The 20,512-nt window shown below is 66.7% G+C and carries 18 protein-coding genes and 1 tRNA gene; 13 read left to right on the forward strand and 6 right to left on the reverse strand.

Annotation, left to right across the window (positions count from 1 at the left end; all coding sequences use genetic code 11):
- Positions 1 to 12 precede the first annotated feature (12 nt).
- The 8 genes from TV39_RS03660 (at position 13) to TV39_RS03695 (ending at position 8,998) form a co-directional block, all read left to right on the forward strand.
- The gene (locus tag TV39_RS03660; RefSeq protein ID WP_235347262.1) at positions 13 to 597 is read left to right on the forward strand and encodes a C40 family peptidase; all 585 of its coding nucleotides are present in this window, start codon (positions 13 to 15) and stop codon (positions 595 to 597) included.
- 143 nt (positions 598 to 740) lie between these two features.
- Positions 741 to 1,505 carry an NlpC/P60 family protein gene (locus TV39_RS03665; protein ID WP_043478496.1) on the forward strand — a complete coding sequence of 255 codons (765 nt, stop codon included), beginning with the start codon at positions 741 to 743 and terminating at the stop codon, positions 1,503 to 1,505.
- 223 nt (positions 1,506 to 1,728) lie between these two features.
- Positions 1,729 to 2,229: an HNH endonuclease gene (locus tag TV39_RS03670; protein WP_043479086.1), complete on the forward strand. Its 501-nt coding sequence runs from the start codon at positions 1,729 to 1,731 to the stop codon at positions 2,227 to 2,229.
- A gap of 46 nt (positions 2,230 to 2,275) precedes the next feature.
- Positions 2,276 to 2,893: a molybdenum cofactor guanylyltransferase gene (mobA, locus tag TV39_RS21925; RefSeq protein WP_043478499.1), complete on the forward strand. Its 618-nt coding sequence runs from the start codon at positions 2,276 to 2,278 to the stop codon at positions 2,891 to 2,893.
- Positions 2,894 to 2,953: 60 nt separating this feature from the next.
- Complete coding sequence (locus TV39_RS21930; protein WP_144406302.1) at positions 2,954 to 3,325, forward strand: DUF6457 domain-containing protein; 372 nt, start codon at positions 2,954 to 2,956, stop codon at positions 3,323 to 3,325.
- Positions 3,322 to 4,851, forward strand: a complete 1,530-nt coding sequence (locus TV39_RS03685; protein ID WP_043478502.1) for a molybdopterin molybdotransferase MoeA — start codon at positions 3,322 to 3,324, stop codon at positions 4,849 to 4,851. Before TV39_RS21930 ends, TV39_RS03685 begins: the two co-directional genes overlap by 4 nt.
- A 71-nt stretch (positions 4,852 to 4,922) precedes the next feature.
- Positions 4,923 to 5,795 carry a formate dehydrogenase accessory sulfurtransferase FdhD gene (fdhD, locus tag TV39_RS03690; RefSeq protein WP_043478505.1) on the forward strand — a complete coding sequence of 291 codons (873 nt, stop codon included), beginning with the start codon at positions 4,923 to 4,925 and terminating at the stop codon, positions 5,793 to 5,795.
- A gap of 176 nt (positions 5,796 to 5,971) precedes the next feature.
- Complete coding sequence (locus tag TV39_RS03695; protein ID WP_043478508.1) at positions 5,972 to 8,998, forward strand: alpha-mannosidase; 3,027 nt, start codon at positions 5,972 to 5,974, stop codon at positions 8,996 to 8,998.
- 199 nt (positions 8,999 to 9,197) lie between these two features.
- Here the strand turns inward: TV39_RS03695 and TV39_RS03700 are convergent, their stop codons facing one another.
- Both TV39_RS03700 and TV39_RS03705 read right to left on the reverse strand, forming a co-directional pair.
- A complete protein-coding gene (locus TV39_RS03700) occupies positions 9,198 to 9,929 on the reverse strand; it encodes a hypothetical protein (RefSeq protein WP_043478511.1) in 732 nt (243 codons plus the stop codon).
- Positions 9,926 to 10,672: a hypothetical protein gene (locus tag TV39_RS03705; RefSeq protein WP_043478514.1), complete on the reverse strand. Its 747-nt coding sequence runs from the start codon at positions 10,670 to 10,672 to the stop codon at positions 9,926 to 9,928. Before TV39_RS03705 ends, TV39_RS03700 begins: the two co-directional genes overlap by 4 nt.
- A 182-nt stretch (positions 10,673 to 10,854) precedes the next feature.
- Between TV39_RS03705 and TV39_RS03710 the strand changes: the two genes are divergently transcribed.
- Together TV39_RS03710 and TV39_RS03715 are read left to right on the forward strand one after the other, a co-directional pair.
- The gene (locus TV39_RS03710; protein ID WP_043478517.1) at positions 10,855 to 12,564 is read left to right on the forward strand and encodes an ABC-F family ATP-binding cassette domain-containing protein; all 1,710 of its coding nucleotides are present in this window, start codon (positions 10,855 to 10,857) and stop codon (positions 12,562 to 12,564) included.
- Positions 12,561 to 14,474 carry an ABC transporter ATP-binding protein gene (locus TV39_RS03715; RefSeq protein WP_043478521.1) on the forward strand — a complete coding sequence of 638 codons (1,914 nt, stop codon included), beginning with the start codon at positions 12,561 to 12,563 and terminating at the stop codon, positions 14,472 to 14,474. The genes TV39_RS03710 and TV39_RS03715 overlap by 4 nt, the downstream gene beginning before the upstream one ends.
- A gap of 28 nt (positions 14,475 to 14,502) precedes the next feature.
- Here TV39_RS03715 and TV39_RS03720 read toward each other — a convergent pair whose 3' ends face one another.
- The 3 genes from TV39_RS03720 to TV39_RS03730 form a co-directional block, all read right to left on the reverse strand.
- Entirely contained in the window at positions 14,503 to 14,907 is a 405-nt protein-coding gene (locus tag TV39_RS03720) for an NUDIX hydrolase (RefSeq protein WP_043478524.1), read from the reverse strand.
- Entirely contained in the window at positions 14,904 to 15,461 is a 558-nt protein-coding gene (locus tag TV39_RS03725) for a DUF6314 family protein (RefSeq protein ID WP_235347263.1), read from the reverse strand. Before TV39_RS03725 ends, TV39_RS03720 begins: the two co-directional genes overlap by 4 nt.
- Before the next feature lies 1 nt (position 15,462).
- Positions 15,463 to 15,535: transfer RNA gene (locus TV39_RS03730), tRNA-Arg, on the reverse strand.
- A gap of 85 nt (positions 15,536 to 15,620) precedes the next feature.
- On the opposite strand from TV39_RS03730, the gene TV39_RS03735 reads away from it, so the two are divergent.
- Positions 15,621 to 16,421, forward strand: coding sequence for a DUF998 domain-containing protein (locus TV39_RS03735; protein ID WP_043478527.1), 801 nt, complete (start codon positions 15,621 to 15,623; stop codon positions 16,419 to 16,421).
- Here the strand turns inward: TV39_RS03735 and TV39_RS03740 are convergent.
- Positions 16,393 to 17,016: a hypothetical protein gene (locus tag TV39_RS03740; RefSeq protein WP_043478530.1), complete on the reverse strand. Its 624-nt coding sequence runs from the start codon at positions 17,014 to 17,016 to the stop codon at positions 16,393 to 16,395. The genes TV39_RS03735 and TV39_RS03740 overlap by 29 nt on opposite strands.
- An 80-nt stretch (positions 17,017 to 17,096) precedes the next feature.
- On the opposite strand from TV39_RS03740, the gene TV39_RS03745 reads away from it, so the two are divergent.
- Both TV39_RS03745 and pcrA read left to right on the forward strand, forming a co-directional pair.
- A complete protein-coding gene (locus TV39_RS03745) occupies positions 17,097 to 17,945 on the forward strand; it encodes an inositol monophosphatase family protein (RefSeq protein ID WP_043478533.1) in 849 nt (282 codons plus the stop codon).
- Between the two features lie 50 nt (positions 17,946 to 17,995).
- Positions 17,996 to 20,482 carry a DNA helicase PcrA gene (pcrA, locus tag TV39_RS03750; protein ID WP_442853482.1) on the forward strand — a complete coding sequence of 829 codons (2,487 nt, stop codon included), beginning with the start codon at positions 17,996 to 17,998 and terminating at the stop codon, positions 20,480 to 20,482.
- Positions 20,483 to 20,512: the final 30 nt, after the last annotated feature.

The raw sequence follows: 20,512 nt of genomic DNA on the forward strand, positions 1-20,512 counted from the left end.
CTCAGCGTTGGGATGCCGGCAAATGCCGCCGATACCAACCTGGGCGTTTCCGCTTCGACGGAGTCCGGCTCACAGTCAGCACAGCTGGCCGTAACTGCAGAACCCACAGCGACTGTTTCCTTCGAGCGTCCGGCAGTGACCACGATGGCAGCGCCCAAGGTTGAAACCGTTCGGGCACAGTCCACCGGTGCAGATGCCAGCGAGACCTCCACTGAAGCTGACGGAGAAGCCAAGGCAGGCAAGCTTGCCGACGCCGCTTCCTCAGCCGCAGCATCGGGCCTCGCTGCTATCGCTTACACGGGCATTGGCAGTCCGTACGTCTGGGGTGGAACCACTCCCGGCGGCTGGGACTGCTCAGGCTTTACCCAGTGGGTTTACGCGCAGGCCGGCATCAGCATCCCCCGTACCAATGCATGGACCGCCATGAAGCCCACCGCCACTCCGGCGCCGGGCGACTTGGTCATGCAAAACGGTGGCGCACATGTTGGCATCTACGTCGGCAACGGCATGATGATCAGCGCGCTGAACCCCTCGCAGGGCACCCTCCTGCACGCGGTGTCCGCCACGGGCACCTCCGCGTTCTACACGCTTCGCTAAATCACGCCGCGCTTCCCATCGCTGAAGTGCGCGTACTTCGCTAAAAAACCCTGTTCGGGCCGTTCCGGCTTACCCCCAAGATGCCGGAGCGTCCAAAAACCGCGGCCTGCCATGCAGTCTGAGGAAAACGAAAGAGAGAACTAATGACTACACGTGCCATCGCACGGCACCGCGCCGAGGTTACCAAAACCAACTCGCTTGCTGTCATTGCCAAGGCTGTCGGCGACAACGCCGGCGGCATGGGTCGCCAGGCTGCGGTTATCGCTGCTGCCTCCGGCCTGGTCCTGACGAGCGGTATCGCAGCCAACGCTGCCGACACCAACGTTCAGCGCGAAGCAACCTCTGCTTCCACCCTGGAAGTACAGTCTTCCGCTCCGGCCAACATCTCGGCTGCCTCCAGCATCGCCATCTCCTTCGAGAAGCCGGCTGTTTCCACGTCCCCGGCTCCGGTCGTTGAGGCTCCCAAGCCCGTCGTTGAGGTTCAGGAAGCTGCTCCCGCGGCCGCTCCGGTTGCCGTCGCCGAGACCGTATCCGCTCCGGCTGCTCCCGCGGCACCGGCTGCCCCCGCCGTTGCCAGCGGAAACGGCGCTTCGATCGCAGCTGCGGCTTATGCCCAGCTCGGCGTTGCCCAGGACTGCACCGCCCTTGCCACCAACGCACTTGCTGCCGTGGGCATCAACTACCACGGCTGGCCGGCAGGTTACCTGTCCCTGGGCCGCACCGTGAGTGCCGCCGAGGCACAGCCGGGCGACCTTGCTTACTACGAGAACGGCGGCATGGGCATGGCCCACATCGCCGTATACGTCGGCAATGGCCAGGCCGTGCACGGTGGCTGGAACGGTGGAACCACCGCACTTTTCAGCGTCAACGTCGGTTCCGGCCCGGTCTTCATCCGCGTCGGCGGCTAAAGCCCCGGCTAACGTTTGCCAGAAGAACCCCTGCCTCCGGGCAGGGGTTCTTCTGCGTTTCCGGCAGGTGAATTTTTGCCGACACGGACTGTATGGTATTGGCCCCGATTCGGTGATCGGGCACTTGAGTGTTTACTCTTGTGTTGTCGATCCATAGCCCGGACAAGCAGAGGGCAGCCGGCCCTCGAGCCCCTGACGGGTGCGGCCGTGAAGAGGTATGTGCATGCGCACTCTCGTTCTTAATGCTGGATATGAACCGCTGGCGGTTGTGACCTTCCGCCGGGCGCTGGTTCTTGTGCTGACCGGAAAAGCTAGCGTGGTGGCCGAAGGCGACGATCCTGTCGTCGGGCCGCAGGAAATCCTGGGCCGTCCGTCCGTGATTCTCCTGAACCGTTACATCCGGCCGCGGTACAACACCGCCACCGCCGTGAGCCGCCGGGGCGTCCTGCGCCGTGACGGCCACCGGTGCGCCTACTGCGGTAAGGCAGCACACACCATTGACCACGTCCACCCGAAATCGAGAGGCGGCGCGGACTCCTGGGAAAACCTGGTAGCCGCCTGCCTTCGGTGCAACAACGTGAAGGGCGACCACACGCCGGCCGAGATGGGCTGGAAGCTCAGGTTCGTGCCCGCGCCTCCGCACGGCACCATGTGGCAGATCAAAGAGCTGGAAAAGCCCACGCCTGCGTGGGACCCTTTCCTGCTACCCGAATCCGCCGCCTGAAGCGTCGCCTCTGCGCGGGGCCGGCCTCAATGGCTAGGCTGGCCCTGTGGAGTTTGATGCCTTGATTCTGGCCGGCGGGCGGTCGTCCCGCCTCGGTGGCGTGCCCAAATCCCAGTTGGTGTACGACGGCGCCACCCTCCTGTCGCGGTCGCTCGCGGCGGCTGCCGGCGCGGGCGCCGCCGTCGTAGTTGGCCCGGATCCCGGTGAGCTGCCGGCGGGAGTCCTGACCTGCCGGGAGGAGCCAGCCTACGCGGGCCCCGCCGCGGCCATTGCCGCAGGCCTGGAGGCTTTGGACCGTGCGCGCGGTCCGCTGAGGGCGGCGATGACGCTGGTCCTGGCCTGCGACATGCCCAAAGCGGATCAGGCGGTCGGCGCCCTGCGGACCGCCGTCGCGGACGACCGCCCCGGCCGCCCGGGGTCGGAGGGAGTAATGGCCGTCTCCCCAGACGGCCGCAAACAGCCACTCGCAGGCTTTTATGGCACGGCTGCGCTACAACGGTCCGTGGGCGAAATGGAGAAGGGCGGGGGGCTTGTGGGGGCATCAGTCTTCGCCCTCCTTGCTAGGCTTGACGTGCGGACTGTTACCGTCCCCGCCGGTGCCACGGACGACGTGGACACCTGGGACGATGCCACCGCGCTAGGGGTGTCCCGGCAGGGGTCGTGAGCCATCATTGGTGGGACCGTGCAGTGGCACCGCAACTGAATTCTGAGTTTGGAGGCAACAGTGAAAAGCCAGGACGAAACGCTGGAGGACTGGTGCCGGGCGCTGCTGCAGGCCTTCGAGCTGGAGGACGTCGAGGTGGACGTCAATGAAGTACTCGCGCTGGCAGGTGTTGCGGCCCACTCCGTTGTGCGGCCTGCGGCGCCGCTGACCACGTTCATCGCCGGCTTCGCGGCGGGTATGGCGACCGGCTCGGGGCAGGCCCCGGATGCGGTTTCCATGCAGGCCGCCCTGGGCGTGGCGCGGGCGCTTGCAATGGACTATGCAGCAGTGGATACGGCTGTCGGCGCGCCGCACACCGCGGACGTGTCCGACCCCGTCCGGACCGATCCTGCCTCCGGGCTGTCCCCCAACAGCGGGAACTCCGGCGCATGACGGCTGCGCCGCCGGACGGCGGTGACGCCGCCAGCGACGTTCCTGACTACGGGGTAACCTCCCACCGCACCGGAGCCGAGGCGCCCGGAGCTTCCGCAGACGGATCCCACGATGCCGGCCCGGCAGGGGCCGTCGATGCCGGGCACACCCATGTGGCGCACACCTGGCAGGAGGCCAGGCAGCTGTCTTTCGATTGCGCCACGCCCATCCCGCCCGGGCCGGTGCCGCTGAAGAACGCGCTGGGCCGGACCCTTGCTGCGGATATTACGGCGCTTCAGGACATGCCGCACTACGCTTCCTCCGCCATGGACGGCTGGGCGGTCAACGGGACAGGACCATGGATTTTGGCCGAACCCGGCCAGAGGCTGGCGCCGCACCAGGCAAGCCCCATCGTCACGGGCGGGCTCATGCCCCCCGGCGCGAAGGCTGTGCTCCGCAGCGAAAGCGGCGTGATGGCGACGGATGACGAAGGGCTCCCAGTGCTGGCCCTTGGCGGCGCAGCCAGGCCCGGTGAACCGAAGAACGGCCAGCATATCCGGAAAGCAGGCGAGGAAGCAGCTGCCGGTGACGTCCTGGTCAAGAGCGGTGCCGTCCTTAACCCGGCGCACCTGGCCCTCGCCGCGCTGGCGGGCCACGACTCGCTCCAGGTTCAAGGGAAACCGGTGGTCAGGATCCTGCTGACGGGCTCCGAGGTGGTCGCCGCGGGCCTGCCCGCGCCGGGCAAGGTGCGCGACACCTTTGGACCGCAGCTTGGAGCGGTGGTGGGGATGCTGGGAGGCATCTTCGCCGGGCAGGAGAAGATCGGCGACGCCTACGACGAGTGGCTTGCTGCCTTGGAAGACGACGGGCCGGAACCCGGCGGGCCGGAGGAAGGCACCGGACCCGTTCACGGCTCGGTGCTGCCGAAGGAGGCGGGGGAGGCGGCCGCGGAAGAGGCACCTGCCGACGTCGTCATCACCACCGGCGGAACCGGCCAGTCCGGGACCGACCACCTCCGCCGTGCAGTCGCGGATCTGGGCGGGCGGCTGTTGATCGACGGCATCGCAATGCGCCCGGGGCACCCGGCCGTCCTCGCTGAGCTTCCGGACGGCCGCTTCATCCTTGGCCTGCCAGGCAATCCGCTGGCCGCAATGATGGCACTTTGCACGGTGGGCGCGCCGTTGCTGGCTGCCTTGGGCCATGGAAGCCTCCCGCCGGTCAGTGAGGTGCCCTGCGGAGCGATGATCGAGGCTGATCCGGGCCGGACCCGGCTGATGCCCTTCAGGCTGTTGTACGGCATGGCATCCCCTGCGCGGCATACGGGACCCGGTATGATGCGCGGACTGGCGGCTGCCGACGGCGTCCTGGTTGTTCCGCCGCACGGCGTTCAGCTAGGGGAGCCGGTGCCCGCGTTCGCGTTGCCCTGGGGCGCTCCGATCCAGGCACCTGAATCTGCCGCCGCCAAGGCCAAGGGGGCTCCCCGCAAGCCCCCGCGGAAGCCGGCGGCTGCGGACGGGCCGGTGGACTGGAGCGCCCTGCTCGGCTAAAGCGGCCCCGGCTGGTGAAGGTGGTCCCGGCTTGCAATGATGGTCATATCCCGCACTCTAAGGAGCACATCGTGGCCCGCATGACGCAACGCCGCAAAATCCACAGGTTCGTCCTGGACGGCTCGCCCCAGTCGCTCGAATTTCCAGTGCGGCACCGGGAGGATGTCCTGGCTGTGGAGGAACCGCTGGAAATACGGCTGGATTCCCTTCCGTTTACCGTCACCATGCGCACGCCCGGCGACGATTTTGACCTCGTGGCCGGTTTCCTGGTCTCCGAGGGCATCATCTGGAACCCCGAGCAGCTCATCTCCCTGCGGTTCTGCGCGGGCGAGGACGAGAACGGCGTTCAGACCTTCAACGTCGTGGAAGCGCAGCTCAGGCCGGACGTCGTCCGCCCTGACAGGGGGCGCAACATCTTCACGTCAAGCTCGTGCGGCATCTGCGGGACTGATTCAATCGACGCCGTCCGCAAGTCGTCGCATTTCAGCCCCGCGGCGGATCCGCTGACTGTGCCCGTGGAGACCCTGTCCGGGCTCCCGGACAAACTCCGTGCGGCACAGGCCGTCTTTGACGCCACCGGGGGTGTCCATGCGGCGGGTCTCTTTAGGATCACCGACGACGGCGGCGCGGAGCTGCTGTGCCTGCGCGAGGACGTGGGACGCCACAATGCCGTGGACAAGGTGGTTGGCTGGGCGCTGCGCGAACGGAGGCTGCCGCTGGCCGGGACAGTGCTGCAGGTCTCCGGCCGGGCCTCCTTCGAACTCGTCCAGAAGGCGGCGCTCGCCGGTATTCCGGTACTCGCAGCCGTCAGCGCCCCCTCCAGCCTGGCCGTTGAACTTGCTGATGCCAGCGGCATGACGCTGGCCGGCTTCAGCCGGGGTTCCACCCTCAACGTCTATGCCGGGGACCATCGCATCACTGCTCCCGCCCCGGTGCCGGGATAGGGCAAAAGTGCTTGGCTTATTGGACCCGGCACAGTAGATTTTATCCATCGAATGGACGCGCCGATCCGCTCCTTCGGCTGAGTTCAAGGGCTTGCGCATAAGCTGAAGCCAAAGTCCGGACGCATACCGCGAACCAGCTGTCAGCTTCCATACAACAGGCATTAAAGAGGACCACATTGCACGACGACCGCCGCATCACGGAAGTCCGTCTTGACCGCTTCATGCGCGAACGCGTGGACCCCGCGGTGTACGCCCGCAGCGTCCCGCTGAACCTCAGCAGCTGGGACGTTCCGGACGAGCCTGTTTCCGTCCTGGAAGCACTGCGCCACGACTTTGTCCCGCTGGAACACGGATCGGCGTGGGGCCACCCGTGGAGCACCAAATGGCTGAGGCTGCAGGGCGAGGTGCCCGACTCGTGGGGCACCGCTCCGGATACCGCGGTGGAGATCGTGGTGGACCTCGGGTTCACCCGGGAGCTCCCGGGCTTCCAGTGCGAGGGGATCGCGTGGCGGCCGGACGGCACCATCATCAAGGCCATCTCGCCGCGGAACCAGTACATTCCACTGAAGCTCCTCGGAAGCGGGATGGCAGTGGACTTCTACGTGGAGGCAGCCGCGAATCCTGACGTTGCCCAGGGGTGGACGTTCGCGGCCATGCCTTACGGCGACAAGGCAACAGCGGGACGCGATCCGAAGTACCGGCTGGGTGCCATGGCCATCGCCGAACTCAACCAGACCGTGTGGGAACTTCAGCAGGATGTCTGGACCCTCAGCGGACTCATGCACGAGCTTCCGACGGAACTGCCGCGCCGGCACGAGATCCTGCGGGCCCTGGAACGGATGCTTGACGTCATGGATCCGGATGATGTTCCCGGCACCGCGGCGGCAGGCCGTGCAGAGCTGGCTGAAGTTCTCTCCCGTCCGGCGTATGCCTCGGCCCATCAGCTGGTTGCCACGGGTCACGCGCACATCGACTCGGCCTGGTTGTGGCCTGTGCGGGAAACCATCCGCAAGTGCGCCCGCACGTTCTCGAATGTCGTTGCCCTCATGGACGAGTTCCCCGACTTCATCTTCTCCTGCTCGTCCGCGCAGCAGTTCGCCTGGATGAAGGAGTTCTACCCGGAGCTCTTCGGCCGTATCCGCGAGAAGGTCAAGGCCGGGCAATTCGTGCCCGTGGGCGGCATGTGGGTGGAATCCGATACCAACATGCCGGGCGGCGAGGCCATGGCCCGGCAGTTCATCGAAGGCAAGAAGTTCTTCCTCGACGAGTTCGGGGTGGAGTGCCGGGAAGCCTGGCTGCCCGACTCCTTCGGCTACTCCGCCGCGTTGCCACAGATCGTCAAGGCTGCCGGCAGCAAGTGGTTCCTGACCCAGAAGATCTCCTGGAACCAGGTCAACCGGATGCCGCACCACACCTTCAACTGGGAGGGAATCGACGGCACCCGGCTGTTCACCCACTTCCCGCCCGTGGACACCTACAACTCGGAGCTAAGCGGCCGGGAACTGGCGCACGCGGAACGGAACTACCGGGACCACGGCCGCGGGACTGTCTCCCTGGTCCCGTTCGGCTACGGCGACGGCGGCGGCGGACCGACCCGGGAGATGATCGCCGCAGCCCACCGCACTGCCGACCTCGAGGGGTCCCCGAGGGTGCGGATCGGAACGGCAGCGAACTTCTTCACCCAGGCGCAGGCCGAATACACGTCCCTTCCCGTGTGGGTGGGGGAGATGTACCTGGAACTGCACCGCGGGACCTACACCAGCCAGGCGAAGACCAAACGGGGCAACCGGCGCAGCGAGCACCTGCTCCGGGAAGCCGAACTCTGGTGTGCCACGGCATCAGTCCGCACCGCCGGCGGATTCGCGTACCCGGCCGCCGAGCTGAAGCGCCTGTGGCAACTCGTCCTGCTTCAGCAGTTCCACGATATCCTGCCCGGCAGTTCCATTGCCTGGGTCCATCAGGACGCAGAGCGGAACTATGCGGCCATCTCGGATGCCCTGGAAGCCATCATTGCGGGCGCTGCACGCGCCATGCTCGGTGAGGGTAGCCGCGAGTTCCTGCTCAACGCGGCGCCGCACGAACGCAGTGGCGTGCCCGCGCTGGCTGCCGCAGAACCGGTCCGCAGCGACCACCCGGTAGCGGTCACTGAAGCCGGCGGGGGCTACATCCTGGACAACGGCGTCATCAGGGCCGTGCTGGACTCCAATGGACTCCTGACGTCACTGATCGACCACGCAAGCGGGCGCGATGCGATTGCCCCGGGCCGGTTCGGGAACCATCTGGAACTCCACCGCGATACTCCCAACGAGTGGGACGCGTGGGATATTGACGAGTTCTACCGCCGCAACGTGACCTCACTGACCGACGCGCGTTCGGTGACACTCGAGCGGGGAGGCTGGGACGCCGTCGTGGTGGTGGAGCGGCTGGCCGGATCATCCGCGATCACCCAGCGGATTTCACTGGAGGCGGGTTCCGGGTCCCTGGGCATCCTGACCTCCGTGGATTGGCAGGAACGCGAAAAGCTGCTCAAGATCGGCTTCCCCCTGGACGTGCGCGCAGACCGCTCAGCGTCGGAGACGCAGTTCGGGCATGTCTTCCGGCCCACGCACACCAACACGTCCTGGGAAGCGGCCAAGTTCGAAATCTGCGCCCACCGCTGGATCCACGTGGCGGAGCCGGGTTACGGTGTGGCGGTCACCAACGCCTCCAGCTACGGACACGATGTCACCCGCAGCGTGAGGGACGACGGCGGCACCACCACTACGGTCCGCACGTCACTGCTGCGCGCACCCAAGTACCCGGACCCCGACGCCGACCGCGGACGGCACGAGCTATTGGTCAGCATCCGGCCCGGAGCGGCCATCGCCGACGCCGTGGAGGAGGGCTACCGCACCAACCTCGCACCCCGCGTAGTCAAGGGGGCCACAGCTGTCAGCCCGCTGTTCACGGTGTTCAACCAGGGGATCGTGGTGGAGGCGGTGAAGCTGGCGGAAGACGGTTCCGGTGACGTCATTGTGCGTCTCTATGAATCTTTGGGGGAGCGCTCCGAGGGCATCGTGACGGCTAACTTCGACACCAGTGACGTGCGGGTGGTGGACCTGCTGGAACGTCCGGTGGAGGGGCAGGGCGTTGAACCGGGCCGTGATTCCGCGCAGCTGACGCTGCGCCCGTTCCAGCTGGTCACCCTGCGGTTTACCCGCTGAGACCCAGCCGCTGAGGCGCTCCGGTCTATAAATAGGCTGAGTGGGGGCGGTCCCCAACGGCCCGCCACCACTCATCCCCCCAATAGCGTTCAGTAGACGCGCGGCGCCGCACGGATTGTCCCCGTTCGCGAGCCTCGGCATCCACTTTCACACATTCATGATTCTCTCACGTTCTAATGATTTTGTGAAAGCGCTAAGCCTACTTTGCAGTAGATGACCTCCGCGCGGGCGGCTGCGCCCGTACACGGCCTATCCAGATCGTCAACAGGCCCCCCATCAGACTCAGGACGGCCAGATAATTAATGAGGGCCTTCAGCGGGCCCAGCTCGTCAGGCAACAGGGGATAGAGAGTTCCCGCCGGGAGGGCGACAAAGGCTACGGACAGCAAGCCCGCTCCCCAGCGGATTGACGCGGCCAGGTTGGACGAAGCAGCGGCTAAGGTCGCCGGCAGAAGGCTGGCCGCCACATATGCCGGGTACAGGCGGCCAGCAGCCGCATACAGTTCGATGAGTTGTGCATTGCGGGGGCTTCTGGAGGGTAGCGTGGTGAGACCCGCGACACTGCCCTCCGTATCAGCCAGGAGGAAGAGTACCAGGGTAGCCGTGGCAATCACCGCCAAAATACCAAGCCCTATCGGGCCCAGGATCAGCCGGATACTTGCGGGGGCGCCGAAGCCCCTGGCGATCCGGTAGCCGACAAGCAGAATGACGGCGAAGATCACGAAGCGCAAGATGAGGTTGGTGACGTTGGTGCCGCCGAGCAGCCGGTCGATCGCCACGTACGGGCCATCAATGCTGAGGAGGATCGCGAGGGTGGCCAGCACGAAAATGTAGAAGAGCGACCTGTTCTCACCCCTGACGGCACTTGGAATGCGGGCCACCGCGGCGGCGCCACAAATCGCCAGGGTGGACCATTGCAGGATCTCGATCATCCGAGGTTCTCCCAGATTGTCTTGGTTTGTTCGTGGTCTTGTTCCTGGCGCTTGAGGGTTTTTCCCAGTGCCTGGAGCCTTTCGCCCGCTAGCGCGGCGAGCTCGCCGTCAGTTAAAGCGTCCAGGGCCGCCTGCCTCGCTCCGGGAGGCCATCCGGCTTCCGCTTCGGTGATCATCCCGGTGGCTACCAGGCCGCCCGTCAGCCCCACCCCGGCTTCCCGGGACGTGGCGATGGCCAGTTCCGGAGTCAACCGGTTTGCGGTCAGCTGCGCGGAGTAGTTCTGCGGGGCGATCCCGGTTGCTGTGGAAACCCGGTGCCGCAGCTCGCCGTCGTCAATCGCATCCACCCAGTTCTTCACTGAGGTTGCATGCGGTGCCGGGGTCAGTGGCGGGGCGTGCTCCGGTGCATCCGTTCCACCCCTGCCCGCAGCTCCGGCGGAGCGGGCAATGACTGCTTTCAGCAGATCCATCGTGGCGATCTGGCTGACCAGCTCCGCGGCGCTGGGAAGAACGGGGCTTGCGGCCAGCTCGCTGTAGTTCTCGAAAGTGGCCAGTGCCGCTACGGGGTTGATGTTGAAGGCCCGGCTGATGCTGACAACGGTGCTTTCGGCCACTTTTCCGCGGACCAGCTGCTGCGCCAGGGTGGTCCGCTTGACCCCGGAGATTCTGCAGATGTCGGCAGTGCTCGCTTGGGGCGCGATTCCGTGGAGCCAGCGTTGGAACGCCTTGGCGGGGAGTGGCATAGATGGCTTTCTGCAGGATGGGGCGGCCGGATGTCACCGGTCGATTTTACGGCGGGGGGTATATGAACTATGCTAAATGGTCGAACCCGTTGGTCCGTACACCCCCCAAGTCCGGACCAGCGGGTTCTTCCATGCCCGGCGGGCTTCCAGGCCGTTTTGGGCCGCAGTGAGAGGATGGACTAATGACTGCAACCCTTGTTGCCAAAGACCTTTCGGGCGGTCACGACCACCGCACACTCTTCTCAAATCTTTCCCTCACAGTGGCCCCTGGCGACGTTGTGGGCGTCGTCGGCGCTAACGGCGCCGGCAAATCCACCCTGCTCCGCCTGCTCGCCGGAGTGGACCAGCCCCTGGCAGGCTCGGTAAGCCTGGCTCCGTCGGACGCCTTCGTTGGCTGGCTGCCGCAGGAACACGAACGCATCCCGGGCGAAACCGTGGCGGATTACGTGGCGCGCCGGACCGGCTGTGCCCAGGCAACGGCGGACATGGAGTCCACGGCTGAGGCCCTAGGTTCGGGCGCCCCGGGCGCCGACGACGCCTATTCCCTGGCATTCGACCGCTGGATGGCCTCCGGCGCGGCGGACCTTGACGAGCGGGTTGCACCGGTCCTGGCCGACCTGGGGCTGGACGTGGGTCCGGAGGCGCTCATGACGGGCCTGTCCGGCGGGCAGGCCGCGCGCGTGGCACTGGCCGCCCTGCTGCTGAGCCGCTTCGACGTGGTGCTCCTCGACGAGCCCACCAACGACCTGGACCTCAACGGGCTGGCCAAACTCGAGTCATTCGTGCAGGGCCTCCGCGGCGGTGTGGTCTTGGTGTCCCACGACCGTGAATTCCTGGCCCGCTGTGTCACCACCATCGTTGAACTGGACCTTGCACAGAACTCCGTTGCAGTCTATGACGGCGGCTACGAGGCATTCCTGGAGGAACGCGCCGTGGCGCGCCGCCACGCCCGTGAGCGCTACGAAGAGTACGCCTCCACCAAGGCGGACCTGGTCTCCCGGGCCAGGACGCAGCGCGAGTGGAGCTCCCAGGGTGTGCGCAACGCCATGAAGAAGAGCCCGGACAATGACAAGATCCGCCGTGCGGCCTCCACCGAATCATCGGAAAAGCAGGCCCAGAAGGTGCGGCAAATGGAATCCCGGATCGCGCGGCTCGACGAAGTCGAGGAACCCCGCAAGGAGTGGCAGCTGCAGTTCAGCATCGGCCAGGCGCCGCGGTCCAGCGCGGTGGTGGCAACCCTGCGCGATGCCGTCGTACACCAGGGCGACTTCACCCTGGGGCCGGTGAACCTGCAGCTCAACGCCGGAGAGCGGATCGGCATCACGGGCCCCAACGGGGCCGGTAAGTCGACGCTGCTCCGGCTCCTGCTGGGGACCCGGCAGCCTGATTCCGGCAATGCGGCCATGGGCGCCTCAGTGGCCGTGGGCGAGATCGACCAGGCCCGCGGCCTGCTGGCCGGGCATCTCACGCTGGGTGACGCCGTCGAGGCCGTCCTGACCGGGCTGACCCCGGCGGAAGTCCGTACCCTGCTGGCCAAATTCGGCCTCAAGGCGGACCACACCTCGCGCCCTGTCGACTCGCTGTCCCCGGGCGAGCGGACCCGCGCGGCGCTGGCGCTCCTGCAGGCGCGCGGGGTGAACCTGCTGGTCCTGGATGAGCCCACCAACCACCTGGACCTGCCCGCTATCGAGCAGCTCGAGGAAGCACTGGAAAGCTACGACGGCGCGCTGCTCCTGGTCACCCATGACCGGCGACTGCTGGAAAACGTGCGCCTGGACGTCCGCTGGAACGTCGAGGACGGTGTGGTGACCGAACAGCACGCCGGCGCAGCAACGCCGCACGGCGGCACGGACCGAGTCAACGAACGAACCACGAAAGGCCAGTCACGATGAGCATGGACCGGGTAGCGTGGAGCTCCCTTTACAACATCACGCGGGCCTCCAGCGGTTCCAAGCCGTTCTCCAAGGCCACGCTGAAGCGCGTGTTCGGCTTCGCCCGGCCGCACCGGCGCAAGCTGATCGCCTTCGTACTGCTGTCCATCGCCATGGCTGTCCTTGCCGTGGCCACCCCAGTGCTGGCCGGCCAGGTGGTGGACGCCATCATCGCCGGCGTGGGTGCCGACGTGGTGATCCGGCTGGCCGTGCTGATCGCCGTCGTGGCCGTGGCCGAGGCCGGACTGGGCCTCGTGACGCGCTGGCTGTCCTCGACCATCGGTGAGGGCGTGATCGTGGACCTGCGCACCAAGGTGTTCGACCACGTCCAGAAAATGCCGATCGCTTTCTTCACCCGAACCCGGACCGGGGCCCTGGTCAGCCGGCTGAACAACGACGTGATCGGCGCCCAGTCCGCCTTCGCCGGAACACTGTCCGGCGTGGTGAGCAACGTGGTGGCTTTGGCACTGACCCTGGTGGTGATGCTGGGCAAGTCCTGGCTGGTGACCGTGCTGGCCATGGTCCTGCTGCCGATCTTCCTCATCCCGGCCCGCCGGATGGGCTCCAAGCTGGCAGACCTGCGGCGCGAGGCGGCCGAGCACAACGCCGCCATGGGCACGCAGATGACCGAACGTTTCTCTGCCCCCGGGGCCACCCTGGTCAAGCTCTTCGGCCGCCCTGATGAAGAGTCCCGCGAATTCGCCGTCCGTGCCGGCCGCGTGCGGGACATCGGCGTGCGGACCGCCATGCTCCAGTTCACCTTCGTCACGGCGCTGACGCTCGTCTCGGCGCTGGCCCTCGCCCTGGTCTACGGGCTGGGCGGCTTCCTGGCGCTGCAAGGGCAGCTGGCCGCGGGCGACGTCGTGGTGCTGGCACTGCTTCTGACCCGCCTCTATGCGCCGCTCACCGCGCTCTCGAACGCCCGGGTGGAGATCATGAGCGCCCTGGTCAGCTTCGAGCGGGTCTTCGAGATCCTGGACCTCAAGCCCCTGATCCAGCAGAAGCCCGACGCCGTGGAGGTGCCCCCGGGACCCGTCTCGGTGGAGTTCGACGACGTCCGCTTCGCCTACCCCTCAGCGGACAAGGTGTCACTCGCTTCGCTCGAGGACGTGTCCACCCTGGATACCCGCGGCGGCGAGGAAGTGCTGCACGGCATCAGCTTCCGGGTGGAACCCGGCCAGACCGTGGCCCTGGTCGGCTCCTCCGGCGCCGGCAAGTCCACCATCGCCCAGCTGCTTTCACGGCTGTACGACGTCGATTCCGGCGCCGTGCGCCTCGGCGGCAGCCTGCCCGGCACCGGCCTGGACGTCCGTGACACCACGTTCGATTCGATGCGGGCCACGCTGGGCATGGTGACCCAGGACGGCCACCTTTTCCACGAATCCATCGCGTCCAACCTGCGGCTGGCCCGTCCGGACGCCACCGAGGAGGACATGTGGGACGTGCTGCGCAGGGCACGGCTCGAGTACATGATCCGGTCCCTGCCGGACGGCCTCAACACCGTGGTGGGGGAGCGCGGCTACCGGCTCTCCGGCGGTGAACGCCAGCGACTCACGATTGCCAGGCTCCTGATTGCCCAGCCCCGCGTCGTGATCCTGGACGAGGCCACGGCAGCCCTGGACTCCACCAATGAGGCGGCCGTGCAGGCTGCGCTGGGGGCTGCGCTCGAGGGCCGCACGGCCCTCGTCATCGCCCACCGGCTGTCCACCGTGCGCGCCGCGGACATGATCCTGGTGGTGGAGGACGGCACCATCGTGGAGCGCGGTACCCACACCGAACTGCTCGCGGCTGAAGGCCGCTATGCGGAGCTCTACCGCACGCAGTTCGCGGAAGCCAGTGCAGTGGTGGAAGAAGCCGTTCCGGAGTTCTAATCCGGCGATTAGGCGCGGACGCCCGGCGCTATGCCCGGTCCGCTGCGAGGGCGGGCAGGATGTGGTCCGTGAGCAGCGGTGCGAGGTCCGCCGGCAGGTCGCCTGCGAGGTCAAGCCAGCGGATTTCGGCTATCTCCGCGGACGGGTGCGCGCTCCAGGTGCCCGGAGCGGCGAAAACCGTTGCCTCGATGTCCGTGGCTGCCTCGTTGGCGGCGTCGGCAAGCCACACGCCCATGAGCCGGAGGTCTTCCGGCGCCACGGCGATGCCTACCTCTTCGAGGAGTTCACGCGAGGCGGCCTGGGCTGCGGTTTCGCCGGGTTCGGGTTTGCCGCCCGGGTGCATGAACTTGTCCGTGCCGCGCTTGCGGACGGTCAGCAGACGGCCGGCCTGGTCATAGACGCAGACGGCGGACACAACAATGCGGTCTTTCACGGCTCCGACCCTAGCCCATCGGCGGCTGGCCGATCCGTTTCCGGGCCCTTGGTGTGCGGCCCGTCGATGCGCGGCGCATCCGTGCCCGGGCCGAGCCGCCGCAGCACCGATTCCAGGAGCAGGTCCTTCCTGGGCCCCCGGACATCCCAGGAATAGCTGAATTCGTCGGGTCCGCGAAGGGCGTACGTCACCCGGTAGGTGTCCGGATCACACCAGTGGTTGTCCTGCCTGGCTGTTTCCCGGAAGCTCATCCGGTGGAAGGGACGCCCGTCAGGGAACGTCATGTCCATCGCATCGGGGGCATCAGCAGGGTGCAGGAGATAGTCGCGGCTTGCAGGGCCGGTGAAAGTGCCGCCGGCCGGAGCAGGCCAGCGCATGGTGCCGTCTTCGTGGAAGGCAAGGCCGCCGTCGTCGTCCTCCGCGGAAAAGCGGGCGACGCCGGTGAACGTGCCCCGCGCGCCGGAGCTGCGGTCCCACAGGGTGCGGTCCACGGACCAGCTGCCCAGCAGGTAGGACCGCAGATCAAAATCGTGATCCTGCGGCTGGAAGTTCAAGTGCCCTCGATTGGAATCGAACCAACGACACCGGCTTTAGGAGAGCCGTGCTCTATCCACTGAGCTACGAGGGCGGGCGTCCGAAGCGGTTGGCACAGGCCGTCCTGTTCGGGCACGGATACAAGCATACAAGGTGCCGGCCCGTACTACGCTCTTGGCATGACTGCAGCAACACCAGCAACTTCCTACCGGGCCGGATTCCTTCCAGAGATTGCCTCCGCGCGGGAGTATTTCGGGGCGTGGGCCAAGCTGAGCGTGTTGCAGTATTTCGTGGCTGAAGCGGCCGTGATCGCGGCGTGGGCGGGGCCCAGGCCCTATGACCGCCGGACCGGCTACATCAGCGATCTTGGTGCCATCCATTGCGCGGTCTACGAGGGCCGTGACGTGTGCTCGCCCCTGCACGCGGTGATGAATGCCTCGTTCGTGGTGCAAGGCCTGGGCATGCTGGTGGGGGCGCTGCTCCTCAGCTCTGCGCTCCTGTGCGTGGCAGCCAGGCCCGGCGTGAGGCTTGCCGTCGGTCCCGGCCACCGCGTCCCGTGGTTCACTGCCCTCGCGGCCAAGGTCCTTACCTTCACCGCGGGAACCGGGACAATCATCGTGGGTGTGGTGCCCGAAGACGCCGGATGGTTTGCCGTGCACCTGACCGGCGCCGTGATGTTCTTCCTGGGGGGAGCGCTGGCGCTGCTGATGTTGGGGTGGCTGTGGCTGCGGCAATCACCCCTGGCCTGGTTCATTCTCGCCTGCGGAGCTGTTTCCCTCGGGGCGCTGGTGATCGGCGGGCTGACTGGCATGGATGTCCCGGAACCGGGCACGCTGGAACGCTTTATGGGTTACCCCGTCACCATTGGCCTGGCCACTGCCGGGCTGGTCATCGCCCAGCGCGTTCGCCATGAACTGAAGGTGCGAAAGGCTGCGCTGGCAGCCGCCCGGGCTACTGCTTCCGCGGCTTCCGGCCAATAACGACGGCGGCGCCGCCGGCCAGCAGGCTCAGCACGAGCAGGACCCAGCCGGCAACAGTGAGGCCGGATGCGAGGGCAACCTGGCCGGCGTCGGCCGTTGGCGCGGACATCATCGAATCAATGGCGGCGTTGCCCCACAACCGCACGGCGGCGAAAAGGAGCGGGAGTACCCACAGCGCCCAGCGAAGGGGTTTGCGCGCCACGTTGGTCCCGATCAACAGCAGCCAGGTGAAGCTGAAAATCAGCGGAAACAAGGTGCCCGCCGTCTTGTGGAGGTAGTTGAGCTGGCCGCGCGCGTCGTCGTTCATGGCAGCCCTCAGCTGGTCCACGAAGGCCTGGTCAAAGCCGCCGACCAGCGAATCGGGCATGGGAAGGCCGCCGGAGAGCTGGGTGAGCTGGTTCAGCGTCAGCAAATGCAGGTACCAGAACAGGAAGAGGCTGGCCACAACGCCGGCAATGAGGATCAGGCTGCTGTTGTTCTGCGCCTTCTCCGGGCTTCGCCGGGTGGTGGGGTTGATCACCGGCGGAAGATGGTGCTGGGGAACGGACGCCTTGGCGCCGTGCTTCTTGATCCGCTGTGCTGGTGTCTTGGCCATGTGTTCATTATCGCTGGTCCAGTGCACGCTGCTGTCCTTGGATCCTGTCCTTGGCCGAAGGCCACCTATAGGCTGGACGCGTGACGGAACTGGGAAGACACAAACTTGGCAGGCACAGCGCGGCGGAACTCAACGCGGGCCTGGACGACTACCAACTGGCCGAAGCGCTGGTCAGGGAAGCAGGCATGCTGGCCCTGATGATGCGCCAGGGCGGCCTGGAAGGGCAGCAAAAAACGTCCGTTTCCGACGTTGTCACGGCCGCCGACCATGCCGCCGAAGACTATGTGCTGGAACAGCTGCGCCGCTGCCGGCCGGACGACGGCATCCTGGGGGAGGAAGGCGCCTCCGTAAAGGGGAACAGCGGCCGGACCTGGGTGATCGACCCCGTGGACGGCACCTACAACTTCCTGCACGGCTCCACGTACTGGTGCTCCGCGCTCGCCCTCAAGGACACCGCCGGCACGGTCCTGGGCGCCATTTTCCAGCCCGAAGAGGACAAGCTGTGGCTGGGCGGAACCACCCGGCCCGCGACCCTGAATGGTGAACGGCTCACGTCCTTCCAGGACGACGGCGGGGCCAGGACCCGGAAGCCGCTGGCCGAGCAAGGTGCCGCAACCTACATCCACCCGTCCTGGCTCGCGGACCCGCTGTGCGCCATGCCCTGGCATGCCGCGGCCACGGGCGCGGCGGCGCTGCGGATGTTCGGGTCAGGGTCCTGCGACCTGGGCCGGGTGGCCGACGGCGAACTGGACTGCTGGTTCCAGCACAGCTGTCCCGAATGGGACTGGCTGCCCGGCAAGGCAATCGTGATCGCCGCCGGCGGCGCCGCCGAGACCGTCCGGGTCAACGGACTCGAGTGGTTCGTCGCGGGCGGCACGACGGCGGTCCGGCAGCTCCGCGCGGCCCTTGAATCGGGCTCGGTGGAGTAGCCACGGAAGTTAGTGTCGGCCCTACCGCCTAGACTTATAGCACCATGGATATGTTGTTTGACCCGTATGCTGACGGACCGTTCAAGGCTGCCCCGCAAGCGGCAGCGCTCGCCACATCGCGCCCGGGGGCCGGCGAAGATACGGCGCGCCACTGGAACGGCGGGCCGGAATCCGAGGGGGAACGGGCACGTCCGAAGCTGCCCGGCGTGGACGAACTCCTGCGGGGCCTCAACCCCCAGCAGGAAGAAGCGGTCAAGCACACCGGCGGTGCGCTGCTCATCGTTGCCGGAGCCGGATCCGGAAAGACACGCGTGCTCAGCAACCGCATCGCGTACCTCATCGCCACGAGGAGAGCGCATCACGGCGAGATCCTGGCCATCACCTTCACCAACAAGGCCGCCGCGGAAATGCGGGAGCGCATCGAGGCGCTGGTGGGCGGCCGCGCCAAAATCATGTGGATTTCCACCTTCCACTCGTCCTGCGTGCGCATCCTCCGGCAGGAAGCCGCCAACGTCGGGCTGAAGTCCAATTTCTCCATCTATGACTCCGCGGACTCGCTCCGGCTGGTGACGCAGGTGTCCAAGAGCCTCGACCTGGATCCCAAGAAATTTGCACCCAAGGCCATCCAGCACAGGATCTCGGCGCTGAAGAACGAGCTCATCGACGCCGATTCCTACTCCTCCTCCGCCAACCACAACGATCCCTTCGAGTCTGCCGTGGCCGATGTCTTCAAGGGCTACACCCAGCGGCTGCGCCAGGCGAACGCCATGGACTTTGACGACCTCATCGCCGAAACCGTCTACATGTTCCGCGCCTTCCCTGCGCTCGCCGAATCGTACCGCCGCCGCTTCCGGCACGTGCTCGTGGACGAGTACCAGGACACCAACCACGCCCAATACGCGCTGGTCCGTGAAATTGTGGGCGAAGGTCCCGGGGCCTCCGAGCTCACCGTGGTGGGTGACTCGGACCAGTCCATCTACGCGTTCCGCGGTGCAGACATCCGCAACATTGTCGAGTTCGAAAAGGACTACCCGAACGCCCGGACCATCAAGCTGGAACAGAACTACCGTTCCACCCAGAACATCCTGAGTGCCGCCAACTCGGTGATCTCCCGCAACCCCAACCGGCCGGAGAAACGGCTCTGGACCGCCGAGGGCGAAGGCCACAAAATCATCGGCTACGTGGGCGAGAACGAACACGACGAAGCCCAGTTCATCGCCAAGGAAATCGACAGGCTGCAGGACGAGGACAACCTCCGTCCCGGCGACGTCGCCATCTTCTACCGCACCAACGCCCAGTCGCGTTCGATCGAAGACGTGCTGGTGCGCGTGGGACTGCCTTACAAGGTGGTGGGCGGCACGCGGTTCTACGAGCGCAAGGAGATCAAGGACGCCCTTGCCTACCTGCGCGTGCTGGTAAACCCCGACGACGACGTCAACCTCCGCCGGGTGCTCAACGAGCCCAAGCGCGGCATCGGCGACCGCGCCGAGGGCGCCGTGGCAGCCCTGGCCGAACGGGAACGGACCTCGTTCATGGCCGCCGCCCGCCGGGCGGACCAGGCCCCGGGCATGGCAACCCGATCGGTCAACGCAGTGCTGGGCTTCGTGAAGCTCCTGGATGACCTCGCCGAGGTGGCCAGCGGTTCCGGTGCGGCGGCCGCCCTGGAAGCCGTCCTGGAGCAGACCGGCTACCTGGCCGGGCTGCGGTCCAGTACGGATCCCCAGGATGAGTCCCGCGTGGAGAACCTCGCTGAACTGGTCGCCGTCGTGCGTGAATACGAACAGGAGAACCCCGAAGGTTCCCTGGGCGCGTTCCTGGAGCAGGTGTCCCTTGTGGCGGACGCGGACCAGATCCCGGATGCCCCGGGCGCGGACATCGACGCCGCGGTGGCGGAAGCCAAACGGCTGGGGGTCGTCACGCTCATGACCCTCCACACAGCCAAGGGGCTGGAGTTCCCGGTGGTCTTCCTCACCGGGATGGAGCACGGCCTCTTCCCGCACCAGCGTTCGGCCACGGATCCCAAGGAACTCGCCGAGGAGCGCCGGCTGGCCTACGTGGGCCTGACCCGTGCCCGGAAGCGACTTTACGTAACTCGGTCGGAAGTCCGCAGCATGTGGGGCCAGAGCCAGTACAACCCGGCCAGCCAGTTCATCGAGGAAATCCCGGCCGAACTCGTGGAATGGCGTCGTGAAGGCACCAGCCGCCAGGTCAGCGGCTGGGGGAGCGGAGCCTCCATCGGGTCCAGCCGGTACGGCGGTTCGTTCTGGGGCGCCGGCACTGCCCGCGGCCAGGCCGCCAGCCCGTCCGCCGGCTTCAACGCCGACGTGCCCGCCGCCGTCGCGAAGAACCGCGTGCAACCGCAGAAGGAAGTGGTGGCCGTCAGCGTGGGGGACAAGGTCAACCACACGAGCTTCGGCAACGGCACGGTCCTGGCCGTTGAAGGCGCCGGCGACAAGACGGTGGCCAAGGTGAAGTTCAGCGTTGGCGAAAAGCGGCTATTGCTAAGGTACGCGCCGCTGACCAAACTGGACGCATAGCGCCGCAGTTTCGCGGCGCGGAGCCGCTAA

The organism is Arthrobacter sp. SPG23, from assembly GCF_000876655.1.
Classification (GTDB): Bacteria; Actinomycetota; Actinomycetes; order Actinomycetales; family Micrococcaceae; genus Arthrobacter.

What these genes read in the sequence shown, in the direction of transcription:
- pcrA (WP_442853482.1), top strand. Translation starts at nt 17,996, where the DNA reads ATGTTGTTTGACCCGTATGCTGACGGACCGTTCAAGGCTGCCCCGCAA.
- TV39_RS03735 (WP_043478527.1), top strand. Translation starts at nt 15,621, where the DNA reads ATGACTGCAGCAACACCAGCAACTTCCTACCGGGCCGGATTCCTTCCA.
- TV39_RS03660 (WP_235347262.1), top strand. Translation starts at nt 13, where the DNA reads ATGCCGGCAAATGCCGCCGATACCAACCTGGGCGTTTCCGCTTCGACG.
- TV39_RS03685 (WP_043478502.1), top strand. Translation starts at nt 3,322, where the DNA reads ATGACGGCTGCGCCGCCGGACGGCGGTGACGCCGCCAGCGACGTTCCT.
- TV39_RS03740 (WP_043478530.1), bottom strand. Translation starts at nt 17,016, where the DNA reads ATGGCCAAGACACCAGCACAGCGGATCAAGAAGCACGGCGCCAAGGCG.
- TV39_RS03665 (WP_043478496.1), top strand. Translation starts at nt 741, where the DNA reads ATGACTACACGTGCCATCGCACGGCACCGCGCCGAGGTTACCAAAACC.
- TV39_RS03700 (WP_043478511.1), bottom strand. Translation starts at nt 9,929, where the DNA reads ATGATCGAGATCCTGCAATGGTCCACCCTGGCGATTTGTGGCGCCGCC.
- TV39_RS03705 (WP_043478514.1), bottom strand. Translation starts at nt 10,672, where the DNA reads ATGCCACTCCCCGCCAAGGCGTTCCAACGCTGGCTCCACGGAATCGCG.
- TV39_RS03710 (WP_043478517.1), top strand. Translation starts at nt 10,855, where the DNA reads ATGACTGCAACCCTTGTTGCCAAAGACCTTTCGGGCGGTCACGACCAC.
- TV39_RS03715 (WP_043478521.1), top strand. Translation starts at nt 12,561, where the DNA reads ATGAGCATGGACCGGGTAGCGTGGAGCTCCCTTTACAACATCACGCGG.
- TV39_RS03670 (WP_043479086.1), top strand. Translation starts at nt 1,729, where the DNA reads ATGCGCACTCTCGTTCTTAATGCTGGATATGAACCGCTGGCGGTTGTG.